The organism is Pseudomonas sp. TE4620, from assembly GCF_056279045.1.
The window spans coordinates 5,392,514-5,406,176 of sequence record NZ_JBWBQO010000001.1 but is presented as its reverse complement, the minus strand read 5'-3'; the positions used below and the strand labels follow the sequence as shown (position 1 = coordinate 5,406,176).

The following is a 13,663-nucleotide window of genomic DNA, read 5'->3' as shown; positions in this document are numbered from 1 at the left end:
CCAACGCACTCCTGCCAGGACGACGCGATGAACCGAGTGTTGTACCCAGGTACTTTCGACCCTATTACCAAGGGCCATGGCGATCTGGTCGAGCGTGCCTCGCGGCTGTTCGACCAGGTGATCATTGCGGTCGCCGCCAGCCCGAAGAAAAACCCACTGTTCCCGCTGGAGCAACGGGTGGAACTGGCTCGCGAGGTCACCAAGCACCTGCCCAATGTCGAAGTCATCGGCTTCTCCACTTTGCTGGCGCATTTCGCCAAGGAACAGCAGGCCAATGTGTTCCTGCGCGGCCTGCGGGCTGTTTCAGACTTCGAGTACGAGTTCCAGCTGGCGAACATGAACCGCCAACTGGCGCCCGACGTCGAGAGCCTGTTCCTCACCCCTTCAGAGCGCTATTCGTTCATTTCCTCGACCCTGGTCCGGGAAATCGCGGCGCTGGGCGGTGACATCACTAAATTCGTCCACCCGGTGGTGGCCGAGGCCCTTACCGAACGCTTCAAGAAGTGACATCGGTGATTTGACCATGGCGCCCGCGTGCACTGCGGGCGCTAATGCGGCACAATTGTGCCCATTGGTTTTCAAATGCCCGGGTTCTGAGCCCTGGCCGGAGTCCCCATGTCCCTGATCATCACCGACGATTGCATCAACTGCGACGTCTGCGAACCCGAGTGCCCGAACGCTGCGATCTCTCAAGGCGAAGAGATCTACGTGATCGACCCCAACCTGTGCACCCAGTGCGTCGGCCACTACGACGAGCCGCAATGCCAGCAAGTCTGCCCGGTTGACTGCATCCCGCTGGATGAAGCGCATCCGGAGAGCGAAGAGCAGCTGATGGAAAAATACCGCCGAATTACCGGCAAGGCCTGATGCCGTTCGTCGCCCGGCTTGCCCCGCTGGTCCTTGGCGCCGTACTGGCGCTGGGGATGGTCAGTGCCCAGGCACAAGGCCCGGGCCGCGCGGCGATTGCCACGCCGCATAGCGACGCGACTGCCGCCGCACGCGAAATTCTCGAGCAAGGCGGTAACGCCTTTGACGCCGCCATTGCCGTCAGCGCCGCGCTGGCGGTGGTCGAACCTTATGGTTCAGGCCTGGGCGGCGGTGGCTTCTTCCTGCTGCGCGAGGGCGACACCCCCGCCCGCTATGCCTTTATCGATGCCCGCGAGCGCGCACCTGGCAAGGCCAGCGAAGCCATGTACCTCAAGGACGGCAAGGTCCAGCCGGGCTTGTCGATCAATGGCCCGCTGGCGGCGGCGATTCCCGGCTTGCCGGCAGCCCTCGCCGACCTTGCTGCCCATTACGGCAAGCTGCCACTGAAAAGTACCCTGGCCCCGGCTATTCGCCTGGCCAACCAGGGCTTTGCCGTCGACCGCATCTATCGCGACCGCGCGCAGATGCGCTTGAGCGCACTGCGCGACGATCCAGAAAGCGCCCGTCTGTTCCTGATCAACGGTGAAGTGCCGGCCCTGGGCGCTAAAATCCGCCAACCGCAACTGGCCATAACCCTTGAACGTATCGCCAGCCAGGGCCGCGACGGTTTCTATGCCGGCCCGACCGCCCAGGCCATGGTGCAGGGGGTACAGGCCGCGGGCGGGATCTGGAGCCTGGATGACCTGGCCAACTACCGCACCGCCAAACGCGAGCCGCTGCGCTACCAGCTGGCCAATCAACGCGAACTGATCAGCGCCCCACCGCCCTCGGCCGGTGGCGTGGCCCTGGCCCAGAGCCTGGCGATGCTGCAGCGCCTGCCCTGGCAGAGCGCCGAGCCTGTACAGCGCAGCCATTACGTACTGGAAGTATTGCGCCGGGCCTACCGTGACCGCGGCCTGCTCGGCGATCCGGACTACGTCAGCAATCCGATACCACAGCTGCTCGCGCGTAATTACCTGACGTCGCTGGCCGACAGCATCGACGTCCGCCAGGCCACGCCCAGCAGCAGCCTGCCGCCCGCCCCGGCCTGGCGCGAGGGCGATCACACCACCCACTTTGCAGTGATCGACGCTGACGGCAATGCCGTGGCCGCGACGTTGTCGGTCAACCTGCCGTTCGGCGCCGCGTTTACTGCCCCGGGCACCGGCGTGGTGTTGAACAACGAAATGGACGACTTTGCCGCCGACCCGCGTGGCAGCAACAGTTACGGCCTGGCCGGCAGCCAGGCCAATGCCGTGGCCGCCGGCAAACGGCCGCTGTCGAGCATGAGCCCGAGCTTTATCGAGAGCCCGACCCAGTTCGCCGCCTTCGGCACGCCGGGCGGCAGCCGTATTCCGAGCATGGTGCTGCTGTCGATGATGGGCTTTCTTGAGGGCCGGCCGGTGGCCGAATGGCCGGCGGTGCCGCGCTATCACCACCAGTACCTGCCCGATGTGGTCGAGCACGAACCGGGGGCTTTCAGCACCGGGCAGCAGCGCGAGCTGCAGGCGCGCGGCTACCCGCTCAAGGACCTGGGCCGCAGCTATGGCAATCAGCAAGTGCTGTACTGGGACAAGGCCGGGCAAACCCTCGAAGCCGCCAGCGACCCCCGCGGCGTGGGTGCCGCGCAAGTGCTCAGCCCGCGCTGAGCACCTTCACTTCTGGCAGCGCGGGCAGTAGACGCTGGCGCGCTGGCCAAGCTTGACCTCACGCAGGATGCTGCCGCAGACCTTGCAAGGCTCTTCCCCGCGCCCGTAGACGAACAGTTCCTGCTGGAAGTAGCCCGGCTGGCCGTCGCCGCCGATAAAGTCGCGCAAGGTGGTGCCGCCGCGCTCGATGGCGCAGGCGAGGATGCGCTTGATCTCGATCGCAAGCTTCAGGTAGCGCGCCCGGGAAATGCCCCCGGCTTCGCGGCGCGGGTCGATACCGGCAGCGAACAGCGCCTCGGTTGCATAGATATTGCCAACCCCGACCACCACCGCGTTGTCCATGATGAACGGCTTGACCGCCATCGACTTGCCCCGCGACAGCTGGAACAACCGCTCGCCGTCGAACAGATCGGTCAATGGCTCCGGGCCGAGCTTGATCAGCAGCTCATGGTTGAGCGGATCGAGGCTCCAGAGCATCGCGCCGAAGCGCCGCGGGTCGGTGTAGCGCAAGGCCAGGCCCGACTCCAGTTCGATATCCACATGCTCGTGCTTGGCCGCCGGCAATCCAATCTCGACCAGGCGCAAATTACCGGACATGCCCAGGTGGCTGATCAGGGTGCCCACTTCGGCATTGAGCAGCAGGTACTTGGCGCGCCGCTCGACCTTGACGAAGCGCTGCCCGGAAAGGCGAATGTCGAGGTCCTCGGGGATCGGCCAGCGCAGGCGCCGGTCGCGCACGATTACCCGGCTGACCCGCTGGCCCTCCAGGTAAGGCGCAATACCGCGCCGGGTGGTTTCGACTTCTGGTAATTCCGGCATGGATCAGTGACCGCCCAGTTCGCGAATGGTCTGCTTGAGGTTCTCGAAGTCATACTCGGACAGGCCGACATAATCGAGCACCAGGTGCCCGACGGTATTCCATTCGTGGTCGATGCTCTGGTTGCCCAGCACCCGGTACGAAGCGCAGATGTGCTCGGCCATTTTCAGGATCGCCAGCAGGTTTTTCAGCTGGCTGTTGCGCGCCGAGTCATCGCTGAATACCGCCAGGGCGTTGTGATGGTTGGCGATGGCGTTGCTCAGGTGCTCGGGCAGGCGCCACGACTTGGCGGTGTAGTAACCGACCACCGCGTGGTTGGTGTTGAACACCTGGTTCTCGGTGTCGACCACCCGCTGCTCGGCACCGGCGCTGGCGTAGGCATCCTCGAGCACGCTCATGTACTCGGGGAAGCGTTTGAGCATCAACGGCACGCCGCAATCGTGGAACAGGCCCAGGGCATAGGCTTCGTCCACCGCCTGCGAGCCGATGCGCTTGGCCAGGGTCAGGCAGGTCATGGCTACGTCCTGGGCGGTGTCCCAGAAACGGTTGAGGGTGACGATGGTGTCGTCGCTCATCTCGCCCTTGATCGACTGGGCGTTGATCAGGTTGATGATCGAGCGGCTGCCGAGCAGGTTCACCGCGCGCTGGATCGAGGCGATCTTGTTGGTCAGGCCGTAGTACGGCGAGTTGACCAGCTTGAGCAGCGCGCCGGACAGGCCCGGGTCCTGGGAGATCAGCTTGGCGATCACCTCCAGGTCAGGGTCGGGCATGTATTGCTCGAACTGCAGGTCAACCATGATCTGCGGCTGCGGCGGTACGCTGATGCCTTGCAGGGCATGCTGGATCTGTTCGGCGGAGAGTTCCTGGGACATAAGTACACACTCGGGGCTGAGCGGCGATTCTAACCTGATCGTACTGGCCAGCGGTGAAGCTAAAGGCCATCGCTCTGTTGCAATTTGTCGCTATTCCCCATCGAGGCGTCAGGCATCGGGTTATAATCCCGCTCTTTTTTCCCGGAGCGACGTCATGTCCCTGCCCAGCCTTCGTCTCAAAGCCAATGCCGACCGCCGCCTGCGCGCCGGCCACCTGTGGGTCTACAGCAACGAAATCGACGTCGCCGCGACCCCGCTGCATGGCTTCAAGGCCGGTGACCAGGCGATCCTCGAGACCGCCGGCGGCAAGGCCCTGGGCGTCGTCGCCATGAGCCCGAACAACCTGATCTGCGCCCGCCTGCTGTCGCGTGACGCCAAGCTGGCCCTGGACAAATCGCTGCTGGTGCACCGCATCAACGTAGCCCTGTCGCTGCGCGAGCGTCTGTTCGACAAGCCGTTCTACCGCCTGGTGTACGGCGATTCCGACTTGCTGCCGGGCCTGGTGGTCGATCGTTTCGGCGATATCCTGGTGGTCCAGCTCGCTTCGGCGACCATGGAACAGCACAAGGATGACGTGGTTGCCGCGCTGGTCCAGGTGCTCAAGCCCACCGGCATCCTGTTCAAGAACGACTCGGCCGCGCGCGACGCCGAAGGCCTGGGCCGTTACGTTGAAACCGTGTTCGGCCTGGTGCCGGAATGGGTGGCCCTTGAAGAGAACGGCGTGAAGTTCGAAGCGCCGGTCATGGAAGGCCAGAAGACCGGCTGGTTCTACGACCACCGCATGAACCGCGCGCGCCTGGCGCCGTACGTCAAGGGCAAGCGCGTGCTCGACCTGTTCAGCTACATCGGCGGCTGGGGCGTGCAGGCCGGTGCCTTTGGTGCCAGCGAAGTGTTCTGCGTCGATGCCTCGGGGTTTGCTCTGGACGGCGTCGAGCGTAACGCCGGGCTCAACGGCATTGCCGAGAAGCTGACCTGCATCGAAGGCGATGTGTTCGAAGCGCTGAAAGAGCTCAAGGCCTCCGAAGAGCGTTTCGACGTGATCGTGGCCGACCCGCCCGCCTTCATCAAGCGCAAGAAAGACCTGAAAAACGGCGAAGGCGCCTACCGCCGCCTGAACGAGCAAGCCATGCGCCTGCTGACCAAGGACGGCATTCTGGTCAGCGCATCGTGCTCGATGCACCTGCCTGAAGACGACCTGCAGAACATCCTGCTGACCAGCGCCCGTCACCTGGACCGCAACATCCAGCTGCTCGAGCGCGGCGGCCAGGGCCCGGATCACCCGGTGCACCCGGCGATCCCGGAAACCCGCTACATCAAGAGCATCACCTGCCGCCTGCTGCCCAACAGCTAAGGCGTGGTGCAATAAAAAATCCCGGCCTGGTGCCGGGATTTTTTCGCCTGCAAGACGCTAGCGGTTGGGCTGCCAGGTCAGGTCAACACCATCAATGGTCAGCGTCTTGTAGCGCGGCATCACCGGTTTCATCTGGCCATGGCGGATCAGCTGAACCAGGCGCTCGGTGTTATCGCGAATACTGTGCAGGCTACCGACTTCGCGCCACTCACCCTTGCCCTCGCGGGCAAACAGAAAAACGCTGGATGCGTAGGTGTGCCGCGGGATCATCAACACTTCGTTGCGCCCGTCGCCATCCATGTCCACGCCCCACAAAAAGCAGCCCCTGCCGGTGCATTGAGTCTCGGCCATGACCATCTTGGCGAACGCCTCGCTGCCAGGCTGCTCGGGGCCCAACCATTCCAGTTTCGGCCCGCGAGTGTCTTCGCCGTACCGCGCGTGGGATTCTTCCATGATCCACTGCAGCCTCTTGCGGCCTTCAGCGTCGAACAGCTCGTCAGTCTTGAGCCGCTCTTGCAGCGCCGTGAACGCCTCACGTCCCGGCTTGCCCAGGCCGTGATACAAGGTTCTGGCATCGAATTCCTGGATCGCGGTGCGCCCGCTAAGCAGACGCTCGACCTGGTTGTTGGCACTGAGCTGCAAAGGGTTCAGCAGCGGCGTATAGAACAGCACCACCAGCACCGCGCTGAGCAGGGCAATCCACGGGTTACTGACCCGCAGGCTATTGAGCCAGCCCTTGCCCGAGGCGAACACCGCCCACAACGCAGCAAGGCTGTGCACCTGCATCACACCGATCAGCAACAGGGCGAGAATACGCTCAGGCGTCAGGCCGTACTGATTCACCCGCAACCAGCTTGAATAGCCCGCCAACGCCACCAGCACCGGCAAGCACAGCAAGCAGGCCTCGACCAGGCGCTTGAGCACACCCGGATAAGGATTGGCCTGATGGCCATCCTGGAACACGCCGTTGACCAAAAACAGGTTGATAGCCACCAGCAACAGCAGGATGGTGGTCGAGTAGCCGGTGTTCCAGATCGGCTGCAACCCGGTAAACGGCAGCATCAGGCTGAACAGCAAGGCGATCAGTGCGCTCAGTGGCAGCAACACACGGCACAGGGTCAGCAGCACACCGCGCAACAGGCCGATGACCTTTTCGTTCTCCAGGCCCATGCGCATCCCCAGGGAGAACACCACAGCCAGACCGATACGCACCACTGGCGCCGAGGTCAGCACATCTTCGACCTGGGGGATGCCGAGCATCAGGAACAAGCGCCCGCACAGCCACAGCAGCAGCCAGAACAACAGAGTGAACAGCAGCGCCAGGAGGACGATGAAGATGTTGTTCCAGGCATGCCGGAACAGGTCTTCATAACGCGGCCGCAGCCCTTCGCGGGTCGGCCAGCTGAGGATGAAGGCGGTGCCGATGTAGGTCACCACAACCGCGGCCAGCCATGAGCTCTGCCAGACCCAGCCCAGGGTGTCCTGGCTGAAGGTCCAGCTGCTGATAAAGCCGATCAGCAGCGTCAGGCCCAGGACCAGCCAGGCGGTACCGCGTTGCAACACCGCACTGCCGAGCAGTTGCAGGTTGACCCCGGCCACCAGCACGGCGGCGCACAGGCCAAATGGCAGCCCGGCGATATCAATCTGGATGTGCCTGGCGAAGAGGAACACCAGGCCTTGCAGCAGGCCAATGGCCAGGTAGAACAGTAAAGATCGACTTATCGCAGGCATTGCAAATCCTTTTGGCCAGTGGGGTGCGAAGCGCGCAAGTCTACCCAAAGCCTGGCAGCCGACGCCAAGGCCTTTACCTTGCGGGCTGCGCCAACGGCCAATTATCACAACGCCATTCCCTCAAGGCCGCAGCGGTGTAGAATCGGGCTATTCATCGCCAGTCATCCCCGGCGGGTTTATGAGCTCTGGCCGAGCGCACGGCGATCCCGCGGCGATCTCGGCTTCATCCGTACCAGCGGCCACCTGCCTTCGGTGCAAAGGACAAGAGAAGCTCACTCCCCTTTTTGTTACCTGATTAGCCGCCAGGAGTGCTTCATGCCTGATTACCGCTCGAAAACGTCCACCCACGGCCGCAATATGGCCGGCGCCCGCGCCCTCTGGCGTGCCACCGGGATGAAGGACGAAGACTTCAAGAAACCGATCATCGCCATCGCCAACTCGTTCACCCAGTTCGTCCCGGGCCACGTGCACCTGAAGGACCTCGGCCAGCTGGTGGCTCGCGAGATCGAACGCGCCGGTGGCGTGGCCAAGGAATTCAACACCATCGCGGTCGACGACGGCATCGCCATGGGCCATGACGGCATGCTCTATTCGCTGCCAAGCCGCGAGATCATCGCCGACTCGGTCGAGTACATGGTCAACGCCCACTGCGCCGACGCCATCGTCTGCATCTCCAACTGCGACAAGATCACCCCCGGCATGCTGATGGCCGCCCTGCGCCTGAACATCCCGGTGATCTTCGTTTCCGGCGGGCCGATGGAAGCCGGCAAGACCAAACTGGCCAGCCACGGCCTGGACCTGGTCGATGCCATGGTCATTGCCGCCGACTCCACTGCCAGCGATGAAAAAGTCGCCGAGTACGAGCGCAGCGCCTGCCCGACCTGCGGTTCGTGCTCCGGCATGTTCACCGCCAACTCGATGAACTGCCTGACCGAAGCCCTGGGCTTGGCTCTGCCGGGCAACGGTTCGACCCTGGCCACCCACAGCGACCGCGAGCAGCTGTTCCTGCAGGCCGGGCGCACCATCGTCGAGCTGTGCAAGCGCTACTACGGCGACAACGACCAGAGCGTCCTGCCGCGCAACATCGCCAACTTCAAGGCGTTCGAGAACGCCATGATGCTCGACATCGCCATGGGCGGTTCGACCAACACCATCCTGCACCTGCTGGCCGCCGCCCAGGAAGCCGAGATCGCTTTCGACCTGCGCGACATCGATCGCCTGTCGCGCAAAGTGCCGCAGCTGTGCAAAGTGGCGCCGAACATCCAGAAGTACCACATGGAAGACGTCCACCGCGCCGGCGGCATCTTCAGCATCCTCGGCTCGCTGGCCCGTGGCGGCCTGCTGCACACCGACCTGCCGACCGTGCACAGCCCGAGCATGGAAGAAGCCATCGCCAAGTGGGACATCACCCAGACCAGCGACGAAGCGGTGCACCACTTCTTCAAGGCGGGCCCGGCCGGTATCCCGACCCAGACCGCGTTCAGCCAGTCGACCCGCTGGCCGAGCCTGGACGACGACCGTGAAAACGGCTGCATCCGCAGCGTCGAGCACGCCTACTCGCAAGAAGGCGGCCTGGCGGTGCTGTACGGCAACATCGCCCTGGACGGCTGCGTGGTGAAAACCGCCGGCGTCGACGAGTCGATCCACGTCTTCGAAGGCAACGCCAAGATCTTCGAAAGCCAGGACAGCGCCGTGCGCGGCATCCTTGCTGACGAAGTGAAGGCCGGTGACATCGTCATCATCCGCTACGAAGGCCCGAAAGGCGGCCCGGGCATGCAAGAGATGCTCTACCCGACCTCGTACCTCAAGTCCAAGGGCCTGGGCAAAGCCTGCGCCCTGCTCACCGACGGCCGTTTCTCTGGCGGCACCTCGGGCCTGTCGATCGGCCACGCTTCGCCAGAAGCCGCAGCCGGTGGCGCCATTGGCCTGGTGCAGGACGGCGACAAGGTGCTGATCGACATCCCCAACCGCTCGATCAACCTGCTGGTCAGCGATGAAGAGCTGGCGGCGCGCCGTGTCGAGCAAGACAAGAAAGGCTGGAAGCCGGTCGAAGCGCGGCCACGCAAAGTGACCACGGCGCTCAAGGCCTACGCCCTGCTGGCGACCAGCGCCGACAAGGGCGCGGTACGTAACAAGGCACTGCTCGACGGGCTGTAAGCAGAAAAGCATCGCGGGGCAAGCCCGCTCCCACAGGTGTGGGAGCGGGCTTGCCCCGCGATGGCCTCAACTCAGTACTTGGCCCGTACAGTAAAGGTCAGGTTGCGCGGTTCGCCATAGAAGTTCGACCCCCACGAACTGTCCACCCGCTCATAGTAGGTACGATCGAACAGGTTGTTGGCCGTCAGCGTTGCCGACAGGTTCTGGTTGATTTTGTACCCTACCTGGGCCGTGGCAATGCTGTAGCCGCCCTGGACGAAGTCGACGTCACGCTTGTAGTAGGTGGCGCTCACCGCCCGTAGCCCGCCACCGACACTGAAGTCCTTCAACGGGCCATCGGCGAACTCGTAGCGCGTCCACAGGTTGAAGTTGTGCTTGGGGGTGATGGTGGTGCCCTGGTTGGTGTCTTCGCCGCTCAGCGACTTGAGCATGGTGAAGGCGTAGCCGGTGCTGATGCTCCAGTTGTCGGTGAGGTTGCCGCTCAGCTCGGTTTCCCAACCCTGGCTACGGATCTTGCCTTGCGGCTCGTAGTACTGGTTGTTGGCGACCAGCTCGGCGCGGTTTTCGTCGTAGATGCGAAACAGCGCCACGCTGCCATTCAAGCGCCCCTCATAAAACTCGCGCTTGAGGCCGATTTCGTACTGCTTGCCTTTGCGCGGGGCGATGGTCTCGCCGCCGGCATTCACATCGGTCTGCGGCTTGAACACGCTGGTGTAGCTGGCATAGGCCGACAGTTCCGGGGTCAGTTTGGCCACCAGCGCGCCATAGGGGATGACCTTGCGGTTGATGCTCGACTCGGTGCTGTTGAAGTTGTTGAAGAAGGCGTTGGCGTTGTGCGCTTCGCTTTCGAACCAGGTCACCCGGCTGCCGAGGATCACGTCCAGCCAGTCGGTGGCGCTGATCTTGGTGCGGGCGTAGAGGCCGTACTGGTGCGATTTCGACCAGTTGCCGTTGTCCATTTGGTACTTCTGCTTAGGGATATTGATGCTGCCCGGGTCGAACACGTTGGTGTCGAAGTATTCTCCGCCGCCGTAGGTGAAGTCCTTGTCCAGGTGCTGGTATTCGGCGCCCACCGTCAGCTCGTGGGTACGGCCAAAGGCTTCCACTGGCAAGGTCACGAAGCTGTCCAGGCCCAGGGTCTTGATGTGGGTGTAGTAGGAATAGGCCACGGCCGAGCTGGCGCCGGTGGCCGGGTCGACCGCACCGTCGCTCCAGGTGAAGTTGCGGGTCGGGGTCTCGGCGTCGCGGTAAGTCAGCGAGGTCTTGAACTGGCCGCCGTTGTCCAGGGCATGATCGACTTCGAAGAAGCTTTCCCAGACGTGCTCGTCCAGTTCGTTCCATTTGGCATCGACAAAGGTCGAGCGCTTGACGTCCAGCAGCTTGCCATTGGCGTACGCCGGCAGGCCGAACGCCGGGGTCGAATGGTTTTTCTGATAGGCGCCGCCCAGCGATAGGGTGGTGTCCGGGGTCACGTCGTATTCCAGCCGGCCGTAAACCATTGGCCGCTCGTTCTGGGCGTAGTCGACGAAGGACTTGTTGTCTTCGTAGGCGGTGACGAAGCGCCCGCGCAGGCTGCCGTCGCTGTTGAGCGGGCCGGTGATGTCGACGGTCGAGTGGTAATGATCGTAGGAGCCTGCCGACAGCTCGCCGCTCAGGGCGAACTGGCCTAGGGCGCGCTTGCGCACCAGGTTGATGGTGCCACCAGGTTCACCGGCGCCCTGGTACAGGCCGGAAGGCCCGCGCAGCACTTCGACGCGGTCGAACATCGCCAGGTCGAAGCTGGTCATCAGGTCGCCCTGGCCAGTCATTTGCGAAACACCATCGACCTGCACCTGATCGACCAGGAAGCCGCGCATGTACACGTCGTTGAGGCTGGAGCCGGAGTTGTAGCTTTTGATCGTCGCCCCGGTCACCTGACGCATGGCGTCCTGCAGGCTGTTCATGTTCTGGTCGTCCAGGCGCTGGCGGGTGACCACCGACACCGACTGCGGAATGTCCTTGAGCTTCTGTTCGCCCTTGCCGATGGTCAACGCACCGGTGGTGTAGGACTGGCTGCCTTCGGTAGTAGCCCCAAGCACCTTGCCGCCGACCATGGTCGCGCCCAACTGCAGCGCCGCCTCTTCACCCTGGCGTTTTTCCAGGGTCACGCTGTCGCGATCGATGTAGCTGGCGCTCAGGCCAGTGCCAGCCAGCAGGCGGGCCAGTGCCTGGTCCTGTGGATAACTGCCGCTGATGCCCGGGGAGCGCAAGCCCTGAGTGACCTCGGCGCCGACCAGCACCTGCACCCGGGTAACCGCACTGAAAGCCGCCAGCGCTGCATCCAGCGATTGCGCCGGAATCTCGAAGCGATACTCCTGCGCTTGCGCGGCAGGCGCGGCCAGTATCGGCGTTGCCAGTGTGCCGCAGCCCAGGGCAATGGCCAGGCTCAGCAGGGTGGGCACGCCGGGCAGGCGCCGGGTGGCGGTGGTATGTTCCATCAGTGAAGCTCCCCAGAATCGTCGAAGTCGTTGAATAGCGCCGCACTGTCTGAGAGTGCTTATTATTTGCGCCTACGAGATCAAGGACGTCAGCTACTGGGGAAACCCTGAAACTTTCGTAAGAAATTTTTCAGCCCTCACGCAACACCCGCAGATACGGGGTGTAATGCTCGGCGCGCAGGCCCAGGGTGTGGGTCAGGGCCTTGAGCACCGCCTCGGGCTTGTCGATCTCGAACACCCCCGAGACCTTGCGCTGGCGCAGGCCCTCGCCCAGCACCAGGGTCTGCCCCGGCCAGTAGCGGTTGAGGGCATCGACCACTTCGACCAGCGGCTGCTCGCGGAATACCAGCTGGCGTTGGCGCCAGGCGAACTCGGCGGCCACATCGAAAGCATGTGCCGAACCCAGTTGTGTGCCGCGATACTCGACGGCGCGACCAGGCTCCAGCAGCACCGACTGATGGCTGTCGGCACCGACCTGGACCTTGCCCTGGGCAACCCGCACTCGGGTCTGGTCACCTTCCCGGGCGACGCTGAAACGCGTGCCCACCACCTTCACCCAGCCATCGCCGGAGCGAATCACGAATGGCCGCGCCGGATCATGGCTGACCTCGAACCACGCCTCGCCACGCAGCAGCCGCACCCGCCGCTCGCCACCTGCCAGCTCGACCTGCACGGCCGTGTCGGTGTTGAGCTGCAGTTGCGAACCGTCCGCCAAGGCAATGCTGCGCGACTCGCCAGTGGCGGTGGCGTAGTCGGCACGCCAGCGGTCCGGCCAGGGGCTATTCACCAGTAAAGCGACCATCAGCAATACCGCCGCGGCACTCGCCCAGAGCTGCAGCCGCGGTCGGCGCCAACGCGCGCGCTGGGCCTGACGCAGTTGCCGTGCCGGCTCACGCAGGGCCCCGAGCAGGCCAAGCACCTCGTCCCAGGCCTGGGCCTGTTCCGGGCCCTGGCCCAGCCAGGCGCTGAAGGCCTCACGTTCTGCGGGCGTGACGTCGTCGGCCTGCAGGCGGTAGTACCAGCCACTGGCTTCGGCGAACAGGTCGTCGGCATCCGTGGCGTGAGGGTCGGTCATCGGGGTATCCGTCACTGCAAATGGCCGGTTCATGGACGCGGCCCCGGCGTGCCACTGAGCAAGCGCGCCTTGATAAAGGCCCGGCAGTCGATCAGCGCACGGCGCAATTGGTATTCGACACTACGCGGGGAAATCTGCAGCCGCTCGCCAATTTCCCGGTAGGAACATTCGTCGACATGATAAAGCAGGAAGATATGCCGGGTCGCCTCGGGCAGGGCCTGAATGGCCTCGTGCATCAGCGCTTGTTCCTGCAGCGCCGAGAGTTGCTCGTCGGCCCCGGGCGTTTCGCAGGCCAGCTCGTCGCTGGGCTCACCGCCGTCCAGGCGCTCGCGGCGGATGGCCTGGCGCTGGTGGTCACGGATCAGGTTGCTGGCAATGGTGAAAAGAAAGGCCGGCAGGTTGTCGATCTTCTTGTCGGCAGGCAGCCGCGCCAGGCGCAGGAAAGACTCCTGGGTCAGGTCGGCTGCCACCTGCGAATTGCCCGTGCGGCGCGCAACAAAGGCTTCCAGCGCTTTCTTGTGCTCGGCAAACAGGCGGGCAATCTGCGTATTCCACGAAGACACGGTACTTCCTGGCGGTGGACCTCAAGGTGCGCGCACGCTAGCAGAAGATGAGATAAATTCGCAAT

11 protein-coding genes are annotated in these 13,663 nt (G+C 63.8%); 5 read left to right on the top strand and 6 right to left on the bottom strand.

Annotation, left to right across the window (positions count from 1 at the left end; all coding sequences use genetic code 11):
* The first annotated feature begins 27 nt into the window (after positions 1 to 27).
* The 3 genes from coaD to ggt all read left to right on the top strand — a co-directional run bounded on the left by coaD (position 28) and on the right by ggt (position 2,555).
* Positions 28 to 507: a pantetheine-phosphate adenylyltransferase gene (coaD, locus tag ACZ9A3_RS25095; protein ID WP_038997673.1), complete on the top strand. Its 480-nt coding sequence runs from the start codon at positions 28 to 30 to the stop codon at positions 505 to 507.
* Positions 508 to 615: 108 nt separating this feature from the next.
* Positions 616 to 867 (top strand): YfhL family 4Fe-4S dicluster ferredoxin, encoded by a 252-nt coding sequence (locus tag ACZ9A3_RS25090; RefSeq protein WP_093377271.1) that lies wholly within the window; start codon positions 616 to 618, stop codon positions 865 to 867.
* Positions 867 to 2,555, top strand: a complete 1,689-nt coding sequence (gene ggt / locus ACZ9A3_RS25085; RefSeq protein WP_213602741.1) for a gamma-glutamyltransferase — start codon at positions 867 to 869, stop codon at positions 2,553 to 2,555. Before ACZ9A3_RS25090 ends, ggt begins: the two co-directional genes overlap by 1 nt.
* A gap of 6 nt (positions 2,556 to 2,561) precedes the next feature.
* On the opposite strand, the gene mutM is transcribed toward ggt, so the two are convergent.
* Together mutM and ACZ9A3_RS25075 are read right to left on the bottom strand one after the other, a co-directional pair.
* Positions 2,562 to 3,374: a bifunctional DNA-formamidopyrimidine glycosylase/DNA-(apurinic or apyrimidinic site) lyase gene (mutM, locus tag ACZ9A3_RS25080; protein WP_045201873.1), complete on the bottom strand. Its 813-nt coding sequence runs from the start codon at positions 3,372 to 3,374 to the stop codon at positions 2,562 to 2,564.
* 3 nt (positions 3,375 to 3,377) lie between these two features.
* Positions 3,378 to 4,244 carry an HDOD domain-containing protein gene (locus tag ACZ9A3_RS25075; RefSeq protein WP_045201871.1) on the bottom strand — a complete coding sequence of 289 codons (867 nt, stop codon included), beginning with the start codon at positions 4,242 to 4,244 and terminating at the stop codon, positions 3,378 to 3,380.
* Positions 4,245 to 4,398: 154 nt separating this feature from the next.
* On the opposite strand from ACZ9A3_RS25075, the gene ACZ9A3_RS25070 reads away from it, so the two are divergent.
* Positions 4,399 to 5,595, top strand: coding sequence for a class I SAM-dependent rRNA methyltransferase (locus ACZ9A3_RS25070; RefSeq protein ID WP_010222172.1), 1,197 nt, complete (start codon positions 4,399 to 4,401; stop codon positions 5,593 to 5,595).
* Positions 5,596 to 5,652: 57 nt separating this feature from the next.
* On the opposite strand, the gene ACZ9A3_RS25065 is transcribed toward ACZ9A3_RS25070, so the two are convergent.
* A complete protein-coding gene (locus tag ACZ9A3_RS25065) occupies positions 5,653 to 7,326 on the bottom strand; it encodes a DUF4153 domain-containing protein (protein WP_045201869.1) in 1,674 nt (557 codons plus the stop codon).
* A 315-nt stretch (positions 7,327 to 7,641) separates the two neighbouring features.
* On the opposite strand from ACZ9A3_RS25065, the gene ilvD reads away from it, so the two are divergent.
* Positions 7,642 to 9,483 (top strand): dihydroxy-acid dehydratase, encoded by a 1,842-nt coding sequence (gene ilvD, locus ACZ9A3_RS25060; RefSeq protein WP_093377274.1) that lies wholly within the window; start codon positions 7,642 to 7,644, stop codon positions 9,481 to 9,483.
* Between the two features lie 71 nt (positions 9,484 to 9,554).
* Here ilvD and ACZ9A3_RS25055 read toward each other — a convergent pair whose 3' ends face one another.
* The 3 genes from ACZ9A3_RS25055 to ACZ9A3_RS25045 form a co-directional block, all read right to left on the bottom strand.
* Entirely contained in the window at positions 9,555 to 11,960 is a 2,406-nt protein-coding gene (locus ACZ9A3_RS25055) for a TonB-dependent siderophore receptor (protein WP_195885447.1), read from the bottom strand.
* Positions 11,961 to 12,090: 130 nt separating this feature from the next.
* Positions 12,091 to 13,035 (bottom strand): FecR family protein, encoded by a 945-nt coding sequence (locus tag ACZ9A3_RS25050; RefSeq protein WP_093377281.1) that lies wholly within the window; start codon positions 13,033 to 13,035, stop codon positions 12,091 to 12,093.
* A 29-nt stretch (positions 13,036 to 13,064) separates the two neighbouring features.
* A complete protein-coding gene (locus ACZ9A3_RS25045; protein WP_093377285.1) occupies positions 13,065 to 13,598 on the bottom strand; it encodes an RNA polymerase sigma factor in 534 nt (177 codons plus the stop codon).
* Positions 13,599 to 13,663 lie beyond the last annotated feature (65 nt).